We start from the raw sequence: 17,020 nt of genomic DNA on the forward strand, positions 1-17,020 counted from the left end.
CCGTCCGCTCGCCCGGCCGCCCGGTCCGTCTGCCTAGGCGGCCCAATCGTCTGCCCGCTTGCCCAGCCCGCCTGCCAGGTAGGCGCGCCGCTTTGCCCAGGAGTCCTGCCCGCCTGCCGGGAAGATCCGCGTGCCTGATCAGATGCCCCCGGCGTCCCACCCGCGTGTCCGGCCGCCCCGCCCACCTGCCCTGGCGCCCCGCCCGCGTCCCAGGCCGGCCCGCCCACAGGCCCGGCCGCCCGCCCGGGCGTCCCGCTTTCCTCCCAGGTAGGCCCGCTCGTCTGCCCGGCCGCCGCGTCCGCCTGCCAGGAAGGTCCCCCCTCCTGGCTGGCCGCTATGCCCGCCTGCCCGTGTGCCCCGCTCGCCTGCCCGGCCGCTGCGCCCGCCTGCCCGTGCGCCCCGCCCTCCTGGCTGGCCGCTATGCCCGCCTGCCCGTGCGCCCCGCCCTCCTGGCTGGCCGCTGCGCCCGCCTGCCCATGCGTCCCCCTGGATTGCCCGGCCGCCGCGCCCGCCTGCCCATGCGCCCCGCTCGCCTCCCCGGCCGCTGCGTCCGCCTGCCAGGAAGACCCGCCCTCCTGCCCGGCCGCCGTGCCTGCCTGCCCATGCGCCCCGCTCCCTAGCCCGACCGCAGTGCCCGCCTGCCCCGCCCCTGCGCCCGTCTGCCCATGCGCCCAGCCCCCCTCCCCATGCGCCCACCCCGCCTCCCCAGCCGCCCCGCCCCCCTCCCGCACAGGCTCGCCCCCCTGCCAACGCCCCTCGTCGGCCCTCCACAACCACCCCGAGTCCGCCCCGCGAACAGCCCCCGAGTCCGCCCCGCGAACAGCCCCCGAGTCCGCCCCGCGAACAGCCCCCGCGTCCGCCCCCCGAACAGCCCCCGCACCCCCCACCCCCAAGTCACCCAGTGCCAAAGGCGCCGCCCCTTGCCCCGCCGCCCCCGTGGCGTGGGCCATCAGGGCCCCCGTCGCTCCCGCCCCCGCTCCCCACGCCGCGCCCAGCAGCAGTGCCGCCCCCAGCTGCCCGTGCAGTTCGACGGTCGCGTCGAAGGCGTCGACGCCGAGTACCGCCAGGGACGCGTCGACGGAGACCTCCGTCAGCCAGGCCAGCAGCGGCAGCGCCAGCGCCGTCACGATGCCGAGCCGCAGTGCGCACCGACCCGCGAAACCGAGGGCGCCGGAACCCCGTACCACCGGCGTCCGTACCGCCGTGAGCACCCCCGCCAGCAGCATCGCCATCGCCGCCGCCACCCCCAGCAGCCACACCCGTCCGTCCAGTTCCGCCAGCCGCCCCAGCGTCACGGCGCGGTCGGAGTCGACCAGCAGGTCGTCCAGCGGGTCCGGCAGGAACTGCGCCAGGGGACCGGCGGCCTCGCCGTCCCACGGCACGAACAGGCCGATCGGGATGCCCAGCCACACCCCGTTCGGCGCCCCGAGCAGCGCGGCGCCCGCGATCCGCTTGGGGTTGTCGTCGCCGATCAGCGCGTACGCCGCCGCCGCGAACCCCGCGAGGACCGCCATCAGCAGAACCCCCACCAGGGTGGACACCGCGGGCCGCACCACGCGGTGCAGGGCCGTCCAGCCGGCCGGCAGGGGAGTGCGCCGCGACGCCAGCAGCGCGATCAGCAGGATCCCCGCAGACCAGCACGCGCCGCCGAGCAGCGTCGATGCCGTGTCCACCGAGAAGCCGACGGCCGCCTCCGCGTCGATCAGGTCCCCGATCTGGTCGGGCAGCAGCCCTCCGATGTCCCCGACGTCCCCGAGCCCGGGAATCTCGACACCGCCCCCGCCTCCGCCCCCGCCGCCGGGCAGCTCGTCGAGTCCGAGCGCGCTCCCGTCGAAGGTGATGACGTCGTCCCCCGCCCAGGCCAGCCCGCCCAGCATCGCCACGGACAGCGCGACCACCGCGCCCGCGCGCGCGGCGAGTTCGGCCGGCGCGATCACAACTCCCGCCGCGCGCAAGGACCGTAGGAAGAACCACGACAGGAGCAGCGCGCCGACCAGGCTCACGCCCAGTGGCGTGATGTCGATGGCGGTCGTCGCCTCCGCCCCCGTAAGACCGAATGCGGACACATCACCCGAAGGCGTCACCGAACCGCCCGCCGCGAGCGCCACGACCGCCGCGGTCATCGGGCCCAGCGAGCCCGCCGTGTCCGCCTCCAGCAGGCGCAGACCCAGCGCGGCGGTACCCGCCATCCCGATCAACGCCCAGCTCACCGCGGCGACCGCGGACAGCAGGACGTCCGCCCACGGCACCTTTGTGCTCTCGGCGTTCCTCGACGCGCTCATGGCAGACCCCCCGATCCGCGCAGCGGCGAACTCGCCGCGCATGTCCCCCTCGCGTGGATTACCACTCTCCGGCCCGGTTTCCACCCCGTCAACGGAACCGGTCGATGCGTATGTGCGTGGTCTTCACAAGGCCCGACTTTCGGTCAGGGGGCCGAGCCTGAAATAGTTCCCGACGATGTTCGCCATCCCTAGACTCCCTCTGATGGGGGTAACTCGGGGGACTACTCAGTGGGGCATGGAGTGCCGGAACTCGTACTGGAATTGAATGGACAAACCTGGACGCTCGATCCGTCCAGGACATACACCCTCGGACGGGATCCGCAGGGTGACATCGTGCTGGACGACGCCAGGGTCTCCTGGCGGCATGCCACGATCAGCTGGAGCGGCCGCAGTTGGGCCATTGAGGACCACGGCTCCACCAACGGCACGTTCGTGCAGGGCCAGCGCATCCACCAGCTGGAACTCGGCCCCGGCTCGTCCGTGCACCTGGGCAACGCGACCGACGGCCCGCGCCTGAGCCTGACCGGCGCCGGCGTGTCCGTGCCGAAGGCGCAGGCCCAGCAGCAGCCGTACGCCGCCCAGGGCGCGAACCCGGGCTGGGCCCAGCAGGCGCCGCCGCAGCAGCAGGCCCCGGGGGCCGGCTGGCAGCAGCCTCAGCAGGGCGCGCCGAGCATTCCGCAGCAGCAGGGCCCCGGCGTCGGCGCGGGGGCGCCGCCGGTCTACGGCGACCGCAGCCCGACCACGTTCCACCAGTTCGCCGTCGGCCGGGTGATGCGCATCGGCCGTGCCCTGGAGAACGAGCTGGTCGTCTCCGACCTCCAGGTCTCCCGGCACCACGCCGAGTTCCACTCGACGCCCGACGGCCGGATGGAGATCCGTGACCTGGGGTCGCACAACGGCACCTACGTCAACGGCCAGCCGATCGCCAAGGGCGGTTCACAGCTCCTCGGCCCCGCCGACATCGTCGGCGTCGGCCACTCCACGTACCGGATCGTCGGCGACCGCCTCGAGGAGTTCGTCGACACCGGTGAGGTCTCCTTCTCGGCCCGCCACCTGACGGTCACCGTCGACGGCGGCAAGCAGATCCTCAAGGACGTCTCCTTCGGCGTCCCCGAGAAGTCGCTGGTCGCGGTCATCGGCCCGTCCGGATCCGGCAAGTCGACGCTGCTCAAGGCGCTCACCGGCTACCGCCCGGCCAACCAGGGCGATGTCCTCTACGACAACCGCAACCTCTACAAGCAGTTCGCCGAGCTGCGCCAGCGCATCGGTCTGGTCCCGCAGGACGACATCCTGCACAAGGAGCTGACCGTCAAGAAGGCCCTCAAGTACGCGGCCAAGCTGCGCTTCCCCGCCGACACCACCACGGCCGAGCGCGAGGCCCGGATCGACGAGGTGCTGCGCGAGCTGAAGCTGGACATCCACAAGGAGAAGAAGGTCACCTCCCTCTCCGGTGGCCAGCGCAAGCGCGTCTCGGTGGCCCTGGAGCTGCTCACCAAGCCGTCGCTGATCTTCCTGGACGAGCCCACCTCGGGCCTCGACCCGGGCATGGACCGCGATGTCATGCAGCTGCTGCGCGGCCTGGCCGACGACGGCCGTACGGTCCTCGTCGTCACCCACTCCGTGGCCGAGCTGGCGATCTGCGACAAGCTCCTGGTGATGGCGCCGGGCGGCGCGGTCGCCTACTTCGGCCCGCCCGAGGAGGCGCTGAACTTCTTCGGCTACGACACCTGGGCCGACGTCTTCTCCGCCTTCGAGAACTACCGCGACTACGACTGGGCGGGCCGCTGGAAGGGCTCGCAGCACTACCAGATGTACGCCGCGGACATCGACGCGGTCGCCCCGCAGTCCGTACACATGCCGTCGGCCCAGGCGATGCGCCCGCCCAAGCCGCAGGGCTGGGGTTCGCAGCTGCTGACCCTGGTGCGCCGCTATGTGTCGGTGATCGCCTCCGACAAGGGCTTCCTGGCCCTGACGGTGATCCTGCCGGCCGTGCTCGGCGCGGTCAGCCTGCTCATCGACCCGGACAAGGACCTGCTGGTCCGGCAGGTGAACCCGGGGACCGGCATGCCCGTCCCGAACGGCACGGCCACCACGGTCCTGCTGATCCTCGCGGTCGGCGCGTGCTTCGCGGGAGCCGCCAACTCCGTCCGTGAGCTGATCAAGGAACGGGTGATCTACGAGCGGGAGCGGGCCACCGGTCTGTCGCGCTCGGCGTACCTGATGTCCAAGGTGATCGTGCTCGGCACCATCACCGTGCTCCAGGGCCTGATGGTCGGCGCCATCGGCTTCTCCAGCCGGACCATTCCCGACGAGGCGCTGATCCTCGGCGAGGGCAAGACCGCGGTCCTGCTGGAACTGTCCATCCCGATCATGGGCCTGGGCTTCACGTCGATGATGTTCGGCCTGGTCATCTCCTCGCTGGTGAAGACCGCCGAGAAGACCATGCCGCTGCTGGTGATGTTCGCGATCGTCCAGGTCGTGTTCACCGGCTGCCTGTTCGCCCTGCACGGCAGCCCCGGCGTCAACGAGTTCTCGTACCTGATGCCGTCCCGCTGGGCGGTCGCCGCCGCGGGCGCCACGCTGGACTTCAACAACATCAGCCCGCCCAAGGAGAAGGGCGACACCGACCCGCTGTGGGACCACACGGTCGGCGCCTACAGCCTCGACATGATCGCCCTGATCGTGCTCGGCGTGATCTGCGGCATCCTGGTGGCCCGCTTCCTGCGCCGCCACGAGCCCGAGGTCATGCGCAAGTAACTCCCGTACGACCCCGAAGGGCGGCACCCGTCAGGAGGTGCCGCCCTTCGGCGTTCCGTACCGAGGCCCGCGCCGGCCTCAGTACGCGCTGTTGACGTTGTCGATCGAGCCGTAGCGGTCGGCAGCGTAGTTGGCGGCGGCGGTCAGGTTGGCCACCGGGTCGTACTGGCTCCAGGCGGTGCCGGGGACGTGGTAGGCGTCGAAGGTCGGCTTGATGACCTGCAGCAGGCCGATCGACGGGACGCCGTTCTGGGCGTTGATGTCCCAGTTGTTGATCGCGTTCGGGTTGCCCGAGGACTCCCGGATGATGTTGCGGTGCAGGCCGTGGTAGGTGCCGGGGATGTTGTGCTTGTCCATGATGTCCAGCGCCTCCTTGATCCAGCCGTCAAGGTTGTTGGCGTAGGTCTTCTTCGCGGCGACCGGCTTGGCCTGGGGGCGGGCGGCGGACCGGCTCGCGGCTTCCTTGGCCTTGCGGGCCTGCTCGGCCTTCTTCTTGGCGGCGGCCTCGGCGGCGGCCTTCTTCTGGGCCTCCGCCTTCTTCTTCGCGGCGGCGTCGGCGGCGGCCTTCTTCTTGGCCGCGATGGCCTCGGCCTTCAGGCTGGCGCTCGCGAGCTGGTCGGTGACGCTGGCCTTGACGTCCTTGATCTGCTCGGTCTTGAAGGCGACCTGGGCAGCGGCGGGCTCGGCGGTCGTCGTGGTCTGCGCATTGCCCGGCACCGCGGAGAAGGCGAGGGCGGCGGCGCCGAGCGTGGCGACACCTGCGAGCGCGATCTTGTGCTGCCTGGTCACCGCACGACGACCAGGGGTGGGGATGTTCTTGGGCATGGCGGGGAGACCTCTTCGAGTAGCGCGGAGGTCGCTCGCTGTCCGGCGGGGGACACGGGTGCTTCCGGCACAAACGCCGCGGGCGGACCCACGGCGTTGAGCGACGGGAGCCATTGTTAGCGGCCGCAAAATGGCCAGGCAAAGGTGTGACGTACGATCCCCGATAGTGGATCAGGTAAGGGCAAATCAGGACAGACAGGAATGTCTTTCCCGCTCACGTGGGGGCCGTTTATCTCCTATGTGCCTTCGTACGTGATCTGGGTCCTATGTGCGGCCTCACATCCGCCGGGTGGCAACCTCACCGGGAGTTGCTGGAGCAATGCTCTGGGTGAGGGTTCTCCGCCGGAAGGAGGAGATGTACGTCCCCGAACTCGTGCCACAGGTAGCGCCCGCGCAGCGCCTCCTCGTACCCACGGCCGATCGCCGCCCGCCCCGCGACCGCCTCCAGCATCAGCAGATGCGAGGCCTCCGGCTCGTGCAGCCCCGTCAGCAGCCCGTCCACCACCCGCACTCCGCGCTCCGGGGTGACCACGAGATCCGTCCACCCCGCACGCGCGCGTACCGCCCCGTCCGCGCCCACCGCCGATTCCACGGCCCGCACCGCGGTCGTCCCCACCGCGATCACCCGCCCCTCACCGGCCCGCACGGCGTTGATCAGCCGGGCCGAGGACTCCGGCACCGCGAACCGCTCCGGATACGGCGGCTCGTGCGCCTCCGCCGAGGCCACCCCGGTGTGCAGGGTGACCGGCGCGAACCGCACCCCCCGGCTCACCAGCTCCGCCACCGTCCGCGCCGTGAAGGGCCGCGCGGCACTCGGCATCTCCGCACTGCCGGACCCGTCCGCCGACTCCAGCGCGAACACCGTTTGGTACGCCGACAGCGGCTGATCGCGTTCCGTATAGGAGTAACGGATGGGCCGCCCGTGCTCCCGCAGCATCCCCAGCACCCCGGGACCGGACGCCCGGACCCACCACAGCCGCGCACCGTCCGCGCTCAGCGGCTCCTCGAACATCAGCCGCACTCCGCCCGGCAACCGCACCCGCGCGCCCGCCGGACCGCCCGCACGCGCACGCGTGGTGCCGTTGCCGTCCGGATCCCGCAGCTCGACCGCCCACCGCCCGTCGTCCCCGCGCGTGGAGAAGTGCACCACCACACGCGCGTGCCCGATCTCCCCGTCCACCGCTGCGGCCAGCGTCGGCGAGGTGTTCACCACCAGCAGGTCCCCGGCCCGCAGCAACCCGGGCAGCTCCCGGAACACGTGATGGGCCGGCTCCGTCCCCCGCGACACCAGCAGCCGCACCGAGTCCCGCCCGCGCCCGGGCCCCCGCTGCTCGGCCGGCACCCGCGCCGACAGCTCCGGCGGCACCCGCACCGCCAGCGTCATCGCCGACCCGCCGACAGCGCCGACGCCGCGTACCGCCCGCTGCCCGGCCGCTCGTCCAGCAGCCGCAGAAACGCCGGCACCACACTCCCCGGCGCCGGCCGCTCCCCGTCGTCGTCCGGTACGGCCGCCGCGTACAGGTCGGTGGCCATCTCCCCGGGATCCACCGCCCACACCCGCAGCCCGGGCTCCTCCGCGCCGAGCACCGCCGCCAGGTGGTCGAGTGCCGCCTTGGACGCCCCGTAGCCGCCCCACGTCTCGTACGCCTCGGCCGCGGCGTCCGAGCTGACCGTGACGACCGTGCCGGCCCGGGGCGCGCGCAGCAGCGGCAGCGCCTCCTGGACCAGGCCCAGCGCGGCGACCGTGTTCACCTCCAGCGCCCGCCGCAGCCCCTTCAGGGGCAGCTCCTCCAGCCGTACGAGCGGCTCGGCGCCCAGCGCGCTCGCGTTGTGCACCAGCAGATCGACACCGCCCAGCTTCCAGGCCGTGGCCACCAGCGCCGCCCGGTGCCCGGCGTCCGTGACATCCCCGGCCAGCGCCTCCACGCGCGTGCCGTGCCCGGAGACGACCGCCGCCGTCTCCTTCAGCACCCCCTCGGTGCGCGCGTCGAGCACCAGATCCCAGCCCCGCGCGGCCAGGGCCTCGGCCAGCGCCCGCCCCAGCCCTTTCGAGGCCCCCGTGATGATCGCTACCGGCATGACACGTCTCCTCCCAGATCGATGTGCCATCAACCTAGGAACGGGCCCGCCCGGACCGCCTCGGACGCGAGCCGCAGAGCGCCGGGTCCCTTTGACGGGCGGCCTGCGCCCGGGGACCCGAGACCTAGGGCCACCGGCCTAGGCGGGGGCGGCCACAGGTCCGATCCGGACTGTCACACCCCGCCGGTACCGTGAGGACATGAATCAAGGTCCAGGGTCCGGTTTGGCGGCGGTGAGCTCCGCGCTGCTGGCCATGAGCAGGCATCTTGAGGTGCGCGATGTCCTCAAGACGATCGTCGCCTCGGCCCGCGAACTGCTCGACGCGCAGTACGCCGCCCTCGGCGTCCCGGACGACCACGGCGGCTTCGCCCAGTTCGTGGTCGACGGCGTCAGCGACGAGCAGTGGAAGGCCATCGGTCCCCTCCCGCGCCAGCACGGCATCCTGGCCTCGATGCTGCACGAGGCCAAGCCCGAGCGCCTCGCCGACGTCCGCAAGGACCCCCGCTTCGAGGGCTGGCCCTCCGCCCACCCGGACATGTCCGACTTCCTGGGCCTGCCGATCCGCGACGGCGACGAGGTCATCGGCGCGCTGTTCCTGGCCAACAAGCGGTGCGCCAAGCCCGAGGGCGCCTGCGGCTTCACCGCGCAGGACGAGGAACTCCTCGCGATCCTGGCCCAGCACGCGGCCATCGCCCTGACCAACGCCCGCCTGTACGAACGCAGCCGCGAACTGACCATCGCCGAGGAGCGCTCCCGCCTCGCCCACGAACTGCACGACGCGGTGAGCCAGAAGCTGTTCTCCCTGCGCCTGACCGCACAGGCCGCGACGGCCCTCGTCGACCGCGACCCGGCCCGCGCCAAGGGCGAGCTCCAGCAGGTGGCCGTGCTCGCCGCGGAGGCCGCGGACGAACTGCGCGCCGCCGTGGTGGAGCTGCGCCCCGCGGCCCTCGACGAGGACGGCCTGGTGGCCACCCTGCGCACCCACGTCCAGGTCCTGGACCGCGCCCACGGCGCCCGCGTGACCTTCGACGGCCGCGGGGTGCGAGCACTGCCCGCCGCGCAGGAGGAGGCCCTGCTGCGGGTCGCCCAGGAGGCCCTGCACAACGCGCTGCGCCACTCGGGCGCGGACACCGTCGACGTGACCCTGCACCGCTCCGGCGCCGGAGCCGTGCTGCGGGTGACGGACAACGGCAGCGGCTTCGACCCGAAGACCGTCCGCCGCGCGGGCCGCCATCTCGGTCTGGTCTCCATGCGGGACCGGACCAGCGGGGTCGGCGGCACACTCACCGTGGAATCGGCGCCCGGCAAGGGCACCACGATCGAGATGGAGGTCCCCGGTGGCTGACCCGATCAAGGTACTGCTCGTCGACGACCACCAGGTCGTCCGCCGGGGCCTGCGCACGTTCCTCGAAGTACAGGACGACATCGAGGTCGTGGGCGAGGCGTCCGACGGGGCCGAGGGAGTCGCCCGCGCCGAGGAGCTGCGGCCCGACGTCGTCCTCATGGACGTCAAGATGCCGGGCATGGACGGCGTCGACGCCCTGCGCAAGCTCCGCGAGCTGGACAACCCCGCGCGCGTGCTGATCGTCACCAGCTTCACCGAGCAGCGCACCGTGGTCCCGGCCCTGCGCGCCGGAGCCGCCGGTTACGTCTACAAGGACGTCGATCCCGACGCCCTGGCCGGCGCCATCCGCTCCGTCCACGCCGGGCACATCCTGCTCCAGCCCGAGGTCGCCGGGGCCCTGCTGTCCCAGGAGGAATCCGGCCCCGGCCAGGGCAGAGCCGGTTCGCTGACCGACCGGGAGCGCGAGGTGCTCGGGCTGATAGCGGACGGCCGCTCCAACCGGGAGATAGCCCGTGCGCTGGTCCTCTCCGAGAAGACGGTGAAGACCCATGTGTCGAACATCCTGATGAAGCTCGACCTGGCGGACCGCACCCAGGCGGCCCTGTGGGCGGTACGGCATGGTGTGGCCGGATAAGGGCGCGGCGCACGGCAATACGGAGGGTTCCGCTCCGGACTGAGATTCATACCGTCGTGGGAATGTCCCCCGGATGGCCGCATCCTTCGTGGATCTCCGCCGTTCTCCATGCGTGCCGCGGCGACTGCCGCGGTGATCGCTAGGAGGGGTCAGAAGTGAAGAACCTGAAGAAGGCAGCGGCCGTGACGATGGTGGCCGGCGGACTGATCGCCGCCGGGGCCGGGATGGCCTCCGCCACCGACGGCGGGGCGCTGGCCGACGGCAAGGCCGTGGGCTCCCCGGGCGTCGGCTCGGGCAACGTCGTCCAGGCCCCGGTCCACGTCCCGGTCAACGCGGTCGGCAACAGCGTGACCGTGATCGGCGCGCTGAACCCGGCCTTCGGCAACCTGGGCGTCAATCACTGACCTGCGCGCCGCGAGGCGGCCAGCGACTCCGGCCTCCCGGCTCGCCCGGGAGGCCGTTTCCGCTGCCGGCTCGGAGCGGCGGTGCGACACGGCTGCGGACTCCGACCAGCGGTGCCACACCGCCCACCGAGCCCTCGCTCACCGAACCCCCCGCTCCCGCTCCTCCACATACGCGTTGTACGCGGCCACCTGAGCCCGCCGTGCCGTCCGCTCCACCGGCCGCAGCGCGGCGGCCCGGGCCGCCATCTCCCCGGACGTCACCGCGGCGCCGTGGCCGTTCTCGGAGGCCAGGGTCACCAGCATCGCCACCCGCCGCGCAAGCTCCAGCACCCGCACCGCCCGCGGCGGATACCCCGGCGCCAGCGCCTCCCGCCCCCGCTCGGCCCGCGCCCGGTACGCGTCGATCGCCGCCTCGGCCACCGGCCCCGACCCGGCGACATCCAGCCGGGACAACACCTCGGTCGCCTCCCGCAGGGCCTCCGCCAGCTCCCGCTCGGCCTCACCGAGCGACGGCACATCCGCGGGCGGCGCCTCCCGCACCGGCAGCACCTGCCACACCACCTCGACGTGCACATCACCGTCGGGCCCCACCGCGTACACCTCGGGCACGAGCCCGAACGCGGCCCCGTGACAGACCACCGCCTCCTCGGCCTCCAACGCCCGCGCGTTGAACTCCGGCGGCCCGCTCAGGCCCAGCGGATGCCCCGGTGCCGGCAACGCGACCCGCAAGCCGCTCACCCCGAGCGCCCGCAACCGCCCGAGCGCCAACGTCAGCCCGACCGGCCCGGACTCGCCCGGCAGTCCCTCCACCCGGTGCACGGCGTCGTCCCCGACGATCGCGAGCACTCCGTCATCCGGCGACACGAGTCCGGCCAAAAAGGCATTTCCCCAAGCGGCGAGGCGCCCTGAACGTGGTTCCGAGAACATGCCCCCACCCTAAGGACCGTACCGATGGAATGAAGCGCCCGACCGGTGGCGTAGATTTCGTCGAGGGGTGCGCCCACCGGCGCACGCGACCACCGAGACGCCAGACCGGTCACACTGCAAGGGGAGACAACGCGCTCATGAGCGATGTTCTGGAGCTTCAGGACGTATCCGTGGTCCGCGAGGGCCGGGCTCTGGTGGACCAGGTCTCCTGGTCGGTGAAGGAGGGCGAGCGCTGGGTCATCCTCGGCCCCAACGGCGCCGGCAAGACCACCCTCCTCAACGTCGCCTCCAGCTACCTCTTCCCGACCAAGGGCACCGCCACCGTCCTCGGCGACACCCTCGGCCGGGTCGACGTCTTCGACCTGCGCCCCCGCATCGGCATGGCCGGCATCGCCATGGCCGACAAGCTCCCCAAGCGCCAGACCGTCCTGGAGACCGTGCTCACCGCCGCCTACGGCATGACCGCGACCTGGCACGAGGACTACGACGAGGTCGACGAGCAGCGCGCCCGCGCCTTCCTCGACCGCCTCGGCATGAGCGACTACGTCGAGCGGAAGTTCGGCACCCTCTCCGAGGGTGAGCGCAAGCGCACCCTCATCGCCCGCGCCCTGATGACCGACCCCGAGCTGCTCCTCCTCGACGAGCCCGCCGCCGGCCTCGACCTCGGTGGCCGCGAGGACCTCGTACGCCGCCTCGGCCGCCTCGCCCGCGACCCCATCGCCCCGTCGATGATCATGGTCACCCACCATGTCGAGGAGATCGCCCCCGGCTTCACCCACGTCCTGATGATCCGTCAGGGCAAGGTCCTCGCCGCCGGCCCGCTGGAGCTCGAACTCACCTCCCGCAACCTCTCCCTGTGCTTCGGTCTCCCGCTCGTCGTCGAGCAGATCGGCGACCGCTGGACCGCCCAGGGCCTCCCGCTGTCCTGATCCACCCGAACTGCGCCCTGTCCGCGGCAGGTTGTACGGACCTACCATGACGATGTGAACGACATCGACGCATGGGTGTGGTGGCTCATCGGCGCGGCCGCGCTCGGAATCCCGCTCGTGATGACCGCAATGCCCGAACTCGGCCTGCTCGCCGTCGGCGCCCTGGCAGCCGCGGCCGTGGCCGGACTCGGTGGCGGAGTCGTCCTCCAGGTCCTCGTGTTCGCCGTCGTCTCGGTCGCGCTGGCCCTCGCCGTACGGCCCATCGCCGCCCGCCATCGCAGCGGGCGCCCCCAACTCATCTCCGGGGTCGAGGCGTTGAAGGGCAAACAAGCGGTCGTCCTGGAGCGCGTGGACGCCTCCGGCGGCCGGATCAAGCTCGCCGGGGAGATCTGGTCGGCCCGCTCCCTCGACGGCGGCCAGGCCTACGAAGTGGGGCAGTCGGTGGACGTGGTGGACATCGAGGGGGCCACGGCGATCGTCATGTGACCTCGCACGACGTAACCGGGAGAACACCACACGGGGCACACGACGGTCTGTCAGACTCAACCGGCAAGATCTTCAACAGACATAAGATCTGCAGCAGTTAGGATCCACAGGATCCGCGACAGCGCCGAGGCGGAGAAGGGTACGGGGAGCCGACGATGGAACCGGTCATCATCGTCTTGATCATTCTGGTGGTGTTGGTCTTCATCGCCCTGATCAAGACGATCCAAGTCATCCCACAGGCCAGCGCCGCCATCGTCGAGCGCTTCGGCCGGTACACACGGACGCTGAACGCGGGCCTCAACATCGTCGTCCCGTTCATCGACACCATCCGCAACCGCATCGACCTGCGCGAACAGGTCGTGCCCTTCCCGCCGCAGCCGGTGATCACCCAGGACAACCTGGTCGTGAACATCGACACCGTCATCTACTACCAGGTGACGGACGCCCGCGCGGCCACGTACGAAGTCGCCAGCTACATCCAGGCGATCGAGCAGCTCACCGTCACCACGCTGCGCAACATCATCGGCGGCATGGACCTGGAACGCACGCTGACCTCCCGCGAGGAGATCAACGCGGCCCTGCGCGGCGTCCTCGACGAGGCCACCGGCAAGTGGGGCATCCGCGTCAACCGCGTCGAGCTGAAGGCGATCGAACCGCCGACCTCCATCCAGGACTCGATGGAGAAGCAGATGCGCGCCGACCGCGACAAGCGCGCCGCGATCCTCACCGCCGAGGGCACCCGCCAGGCCGCGATCCTCACGGCGGAGGGCGAGAAGCAGTCCCAGATCCTGCGCGCCGAGGGCGAGGCAAAGGCAGCGGCCCTGCGCGCCGAAGGCGAGGCCCAGGCGGTCCGTACGGTCTTCGAGGCGATCCACGCAGGCGACCCGGACCAGAAGCTCCTCAGCTACCAGTACCTCCAGATGCTCCCGAAGATCGCCGAGGGCGACGCCAATAAGCTCTGGATCGTCCCCAGCGAAATCGGCGACGCCCTCAAGGGCCTGTCCGGCGCGATGGGCAACTTCGGCGGCATGGGCGGCGGTTCAGGCGGCAACTCCGGCACCAGCGGCGCGGAACGCCGAGAGAAGCCGAGCATCGACTGAGCCACGACAACGGGGTCCGCCTCCGAACAGGGCGGACCCCAACTCCCCAGGGGCGCGGGGAACTGCGCGACCAGCCACAACGCCCCCGCAGCCGCCGGACAACCGATCCCGGCAGACGCAACCGCTATGCGGCGTCCCGAGCCAACCACTCCGGCAGCGCCGAGAAGTCCTCCGCCCCCAGCGACAGCAACATCGCATCGGCAGGCGTCGGCTCGAACGGCTGCCGAAGCAACGGCATCCCCGCCTCCTCCGGAGTCCGGTTCGCCTTGCGGTGATTGTCCTCAGCGCACGAGGCCACCGTGTTCAGCCAGGTGTCCTGACCACCCTGCGACCGCGGCACCACATGGTCCACGGTCGTCGCCCGACGACCGCAGTACGCGCACCTGTGCCGGTCCCTGACCAGCACCCCCCGCCTCGACCACGGCGCTCGTCTTCGGAACGGCACCCGTACGTACCGGCACAACCGGATCACCAGGGGCGCGGGTATGTCGACCGCGGCTCCGCGCATGCGCAGTTCGGGGTGGGACTGCTCAACGACGGCCTTGTCCTGAAGCACCAGAACGACGGCTCGGTTCAACGTCACCGTCGACAGCGGCTCGAAGCTCGCGTTCAGTACCAGCGTGTCCCGCATGACCAGCCCACCTCCTGTGCGCAGCGGCCCACCCCCTGGCGGGCTGGGATCAACTCTGGCCGGGCACGCCGAGATGGACAACGAAATAAAAAGTGCCCGCCCCTGATCACTTCCAAGACCAGGGACGGGCAAACGTTCAATGAACGTCAGGCTTCGGCGGCCACTTCGTACTCACCGATGAGCTGCGCACGCGCCAGCGTGTGGAACCGCAGATTGAAACCGACCGCGGCCGGCGAGGCGTCCGCGTCCGGACCGAGCTTCTCCTGGTCCACGGCGTACACCGTGAACACATACCGGTGCGGCCCGTCCCCGGCGGGCGGCGCCGCCCCGCCGAACTCCTTCGACCCGTAGTCGTTGCGCGCCTGCACGGCACCCTCGGGCAGACCCTCGAACGTGCCGCTGCCCGCACCCGCGGGCAACTCGGTGACCGACGCCGGGATGTCGAACACCACCCAGTGCCAGAACCCGCTGCCCGTAGGGGCGTCCGGGTCGTAGCAGGTCACGGCGAAACTCTTGGTCTCCGGCGGGAAGCCCTCCCACCGCAGCTGCGGCGAGGTGTTGCCGGCCGCGTAGACCTGAGCGTCCTTGAGGGTCGCCCCCTCCGAGACGTCCTCACTCGTGACCGTGAACGAGGGCACGGGCGGATGGAAGTCATGGGGGAGCGGCCGCCTCTTGAGCTCGGTCACCTCGGTACCTCCTGATCGGAACGTGCAGTGGCCTCCGAGCCTAGGACCAGTTGCGCTTGCTGCCGACCTCGGACAGCCACTGGTTGAGGTACGCCGCCCAGTCGGTCCCCTGGAAGTCGTTCAGCCCCACCGTGAAGGACCGGAAGGTGTCGCTGCCCGCGCTGAACAGACCCGGCTTCTTGTCCATCTCCAGCACGACGTCCATCGCGCTCTGGTCCGCGACGAAGCTCAGCTCGACCTGGTTGATGCCCCGGTACTGCTGCGGCGGGAAGAACTCGATCTCCTGGTAGAACGGCAGCTTCTGCCGCGTACCGCGGATGACCCCGCGCTCCATGTCCGCGTTCTTGAAGCGGAAGCCCAGCTGGACGAACGCGTCCAGGATCGCCTTCTGCGCCGGCAGCGGGTGCACGTTGATCATGTCGAGGTCGCCGGAGTCGACCGCGCGCGCGATCTCCAGCTCGGTGGTCACACCGATGTGCATCCCGCGCAGCGGCTGCCCGTCGATCGTCGTGATCGGCGTCTCCCACGGGATCTCAAGCCCGAACGGCACCGCGTGCACGGCCTCGGCCTGGAGCTCGAAGGCCCCACCGAGCCGCACCTTGGTGAACTCGATGTCCTGCTTGTACTCCTCGTCGCCGCTCTCGACCTCGACCTTGGCCTGGAGCCCGACCGAGAGCGCCTCGATCTGCTGGCCGACCGAACCGCCCTGGATCCGCACCTCGCCCTGGACCACACCGCCGGGCACGACATTGACCTCGGTCAGCACGGTCTCGACCGAAGCCCCGCCGGACCCCAGACTCGCGAGCAGCTTCTTGAACCCCATGACTCTCCCTCTACGACGACGTCCTTGATCCCTACAAACGCGATCCGGCGGTGGCCGGTTCCTTACCCTCACCCTCGCAAGGGGGAGGGCCCCTGACCACCCCGTGACCGCCACCCGTCTGCACTACCCTCGGACGGCATGATCGCGACCCCCGACCGTACGCCGCTCCCCAGAGACTTCTTCGACCGCCCCGTCCTCGAAGTAGCCCCCGACCTCCTGGGCCGCATCCTCGTACGCTCCACCCCGGACGGTCCGATCCTCCTGCGCCTCACAGAGGTGGAGGCCTACAACGGCCCTGACGACCCCGGCTCCCACGCGTACCGCGGTCGCACCGCCCGCAACGACGTGATGTTCGGTCCGCCCGGTCATGTGTACGTCTACTTCACCTACGGCATGTGGCACTGCATGAACCTGGTCTGCGGCCCCGACGGCACGGCGAGCGCGGTCCTGCTGCGCGCCGGCGAGATCATCGAGGGCACCGAACTGGCCCGCAGACGTCGCCTCTCGGCCCGGAATGACAAGGAACTGGCCAAAGGCCCGGCCCGCCTCGCCACCGCCCTCGGCGTGGACCGAGCCCTCGACGGTACGGACGCCTGCGCCCCGGGCGAGACCCCGCTGAGGATCCTGACGGGCACGCCGACCCCCTCTGACCAGGTCCGCACCGGCCCGCGTACCGGTGTGTCCGGAGATGGGGGCAATGGCGACCTCCATCCCTGGCGCTACTGGATCGCCGACGACCCCACCGTGAGCCCCTACCGGGCCCATGTCCCGAGGCGCAGCCGAAGTTGACTCGCCCCCCGGGAGGCGCGTAACGTGGCCCGAGCCGCTGAACCGGGTACGGCAATCGCCTGCAGCCGGAGCGGCCAAACCACTACCTACGACATCCCTCAGCGGGATCGAATTTGGCGTGCCTGCACGCCTGAATTCGAAAGCGCGGAGACTCGATTATGAGTCGGACGGGGAATCGGCTAACGTAGTGAATGTCGAAAGGCCGCGAGGCCGAAAGGCAAATCCCGTCGACAGGGAATCGGAGCCGAAAGGGTCTGATAGAGTCGGAAACGCAAGACCGAAGGGAAGCCCGGAGGAAAGCCCGAGAGGGTGAGTACAAAGGA

Annotated in this window: 15 protein-coding genes and 1 pseudogene; 8 read left to right on the forward strand and 8 right to left on the reverse strand. The window is 71.2% G+C overall.

What is annotated here, in order from left to right; all coding sequences use genetic code 11:
* Positions 1-868: 868 nt before the first annotated feature.
* Positions 869-2,282: pseudogene (locus ACFYW5_RS22635) on the reverse strand (streptophobe family protein); the annotation flags it as partial.
* A gap of 240 nt (positions 2,283-2,522) precedes the next feature.
* On the opposite strand from ACFYW5_RS22635, the gene ACFYW5_RS22640 reads away from it, so the two are divergent.
* Complete coding sequence (locus tag ACFYW5_RS22640) at positions 2,523-5,039, forward strand: FHA domain-containing protein (RefSeq protein ID WP_389418849.1); 2,517 nt, start codon at positions 2,523-2,525, stop codon at positions 5,037-5,039.
* A gap of 78 nt (positions 5,040-5,117) precedes the next feature.
* Here ACFYW5_RS22640 and ACFYW5_RS22645 read toward each other — a convergent pair whose 3' ends face one another.
* The 3 genes from ACFYW5_RS22645 to ACFYW5_RS22655 form a co-directional block, all read right to left on the reverse strand.
* Positions 5,118-5,864, reverse strand: a complete 747-nt coding sequence (locus tag ACFYW5_RS22645; RefSeq protein WP_389418850.1) for a transglycosylase SLT domain-containing protein — start codon at positions 5,862-5,864, stop codon at positions 5,118-5,120.
* A gap of 298 nt (positions 5,865-6,162) precedes the next feature.
* Positions 6,163-7,248, reverse strand: a complete 1,086-nt coding sequence (locus ACFYW5_RS22650; protein WP_389418851.1) for an S-adenosylmethionine:tRNA ribosyltransferase-isomerase — start codon at positions 7,246-7,248, stop codon at positions 6,163-6,165.
* Positions 7,245-7,943, reverse strand: coding sequence for an SDR family NAD(P)-dependent oxidoreductase (locus ACFYW5_RS22655; protein WP_389418852.1), 699 nt, complete (start codon positions 7,941-7,943; stop codon positions 7,245-7,247). Before ACFYW5_RS22655 ends, ACFYW5_RS22650 begins: the two co-directional genes overlap by 4 nt.
* 199 nt (positions 7,944-8,142) lie before the next feature.
* On the opposite strand from ACFYW5_RS22655, the gene ACFYW5_RS22660 reads away from it, so the two are divergent.
* The 3 genes from ACFYW5_RS22660 (at position 8,143) to chpE (ending at position 10,326) form a co-directional block, all read left to right on the forward strand.
* On the forward strand, positions 8,143-9,288 hold the full coding sequence (locus ACFYW5_RS22660; protein ID WP_389418853.1) for a GAF domain-containing sensor histidine kinase: 1,146 nt from the start codon (positions 8,143-8,145) through the stop codon (positions 9,286-9,288).
* Positions 9,281-9,922, forward strand: a complete 642-nt coding sequence (locus tag ACFYW5_RS22665; RefSeq protein ID WP_389418854.1) for a response regulator — start codon at positions 9,281-9,283, stop codon at positions 9,920-9,922. Before ACFYW5_RS22660 ends, ACFYW5_RS22665 begins: the two co-directional genes overlap by 8 nt.
* 155 nt (positions 9,923-10,077) lie before the next feature.
* Complete coding sequence (gene chpE / locus ACFYW5_RS22670; RefSeq protein ID WP_389418855.1) at positions 10,078-10,326, forward strand: chaplin ChpE; 249 nt, start codon at positions 10,078-10,080, stop codon at positions 10,324-10,326.
* 138 nt (positions 10,327-10,464) lie between these two features.
* Here chpE and ACFYW5_RS22675 read toward each other — a convergent pair whose 3' ends face one another.
* Positions 10,465-11,253 (reverse strand): hypothetical protein, encoded by a 789-nt coding sequence (locus ACFYW5_RS22675; protein ID WP_389418856.1) that lies wholly within the window; start codon positions 11,251-11,253, stop codon positions 10,465-10,467.
* Positions 11,254-11,390: 137 nt separating this feature from the next.
* Between ACFYW5_RS22675 and ACFYW5_RS22680 the strand changes: the two genes are divergently transcribed.
* The 3 genes from ACFYW5_RS22680 (at position 11,391) to ACFYW5_RS22690 (ending at position 13,768) form a co-directional block, all read left to right on the forward strand.
* Positions 11,391-12,182 (forward strand): ABC transporter ATP-binding protein, encoded by a 792-nt coding sequence (locus ACFYW5_RS22680; protein ID WP_389418857.1) that lies wholly within the window; start codon positions 11,391-11,393, stop codon positions 12,180-12,182.
* Positions 12,183-12,236: 54 nt separating this feature from the next.
* Positions 12,237-12,668: an NfeD family protein gene (locus ACFYW5_RS22685; protein WP_389418858.1), complete on the forward strand. Its 432-nt coding sequence runs from the start codon at positions 12,237-12,239 to the stop codon at positions 12,666-12,668.
* 155 nt (positions 12,669-12,823) lie between these two features.
* Positions 12,824-13,768 (forward strand): SPFH domain-containing protein, encoded by a 945-nt coding sequence (locus ACFYW5_RS22690; protein ID WP_389418859.1) that lies wholly within the window; start codon positions 12,824-12,826, stop codon positions 13,766-13,768.
* Between the two features lie 124 nt (positions 13,769-13,892).
* On the opposite strand, the gene ACFYW5_RS22695 is transcribed toward ACFYW5_RS22690, so the two are convergent.
* The 3 genes from ACFYW5_RS22695 to ACFYW5_RS22705 all read right to left on the reverse strand — a co-directional run bounded on the left by ACFYW5_RS22695 (position 13,893) and on the right by ACFYW5_RS22705 (position 15,908).
* Entirely contained in the window at positions 13,893-14,399 is a 507-nt protein-coding gene (locus tag ACFYW5_RS22695) for an HNH endonuclease (RefSeq protein WP_389418860.1), read from the reverse strand.
* A 146-nt stretch (positions 14,400-14,545) separates the two neighbouring features.
* Positions 14,546-15,085: a YbhB/YbcL family Raf kinase inhibitor-like protein gene (locus tag ACFYW5_RS22700; protein WP_389418861.1), complete on the reverse strand. Its 540-nt coding sequence runs from the start codon at positions 15,083-15,085 to the stop codon at positions 14,546-14,548.
* Between the two features lie 40 nt (positions 15,086-15,125).
* Positions 15,126-15,908, reverse strand: coding sequence for a sporulation protein (locus ACFYW5_RS22705; protein WP_389418862.1), 783 nt, complete (start codon positions 15,906-15,908; stop codon positions 15,126-15,128).
* A gap of 138 nt (positions 15,909-16,046) precedes the next feature.
* On the opposite strand from ACFYW5_RS22705, the gene ACFYW5_RS22710 reads away from it, so the two are divergent.
* Positions 16,047-16,697, forward strand: a complete 651-nt coding sequence (locus ACFYW5_RS22710; RefSeq protein WP_389418863.1) for a DNA-3-methyladenine glycosylase — start codon at positions 16,047-16,049, stop codon at positions 16,695-16,697.
* The last annotated feature ends 323 nt before the right edge of the window (positions 16,698-17,020 follow it).

The organism is Streptomyces sp. NPDC002779 (assembly GCF_042888685.1).
Classification (GTDB): Bacteria; Actinomycetota; Actinomycetes; order Streptomycetales; family Streptomycetaceae; genus Streptomyces.

What these genes read in the sequence shown, in the direction of transcription:
- ACFYW5_RS22650 (WP_389418851.1), bottom strand. Translation starts at nt 7,248, where the DNA reads ATGACGCTGGCGGTGCGGGTGCCGCCGGAGCTGTCGGCGCGGGTGCCG.
- ACFYW5_RS22710 (WP_389418863.1), top strand. Translation starts at nt 16,047, where the DNA reads ATGATCGCGACCCCCGACCGTACGCCGCTCCCCAGAGACTTCTTCGAC.
- ACFYW5_RS22660 (WP_389418853.1), top strand. Translation starts at nt 8,143, where the DNA reads ATGAATCAAGGTCCAGGGTCCGGTTTGGCGGCGGTGAGCTCCGCGCTG.
- ACFYW5_RS22690 (WP_389418859.1), top strand. Translation starts at nt 12,824, where the DNA reads ATGGAACCGGTCATCATCGTCTTGATCATTCTGGTGGTGTTGGTCTTC.
- ACFYW5_RS22680 (WP_389418857.1), top strand. Translation starts at nt 11,391, where the DNA reads ATGAGCGATGTTCTGGAGCTTCAGGACGTATCCGTGGTCCGCGAGGGC.
- ACFYW5_RS22645 (WP_389418850.1), bottom strand. Translation starts at nt 5,864, where the DNA reads ATGCCCAAGAACATCCCCACCCCTGGTCGTCGTGCGGTGACCAGGCAG.
- ACFYW5_RS22655 (WP_389418852.1), bottom strand. Translation starts at nt 7,943, where the DNA reads ATGCCGGTAGCGATCATCACGGGGGCCTCGAAAGGGCTGGGGCGGGCG.
- ACFYW5_RS22695 (WP_389418860.1), bottom strand. Translation starts at nt 14,399, where the DNA reads ATGCGGGACACGCTGGTACTGAACGCGAGCTTCGAGCCGCTGTCGACG.
- ACFYW5_RS22705 (WP_389418862.1), bottom strand. Translation starts at nt 15,908, where the DNA reads ATGGGGTTCAAGAAGCTGCTCGCGAGTCTGGGGTCCGGCGGGGCTTCG.
- ACFYW5_RS22675 (WP_389418856.1), bottom strand. Translation starts at nt 11,253, where the DNA reads ATGTTCTCGGAACCACGTTCAGGGCGCCTCGCCGCTTGGGGAAATGCC.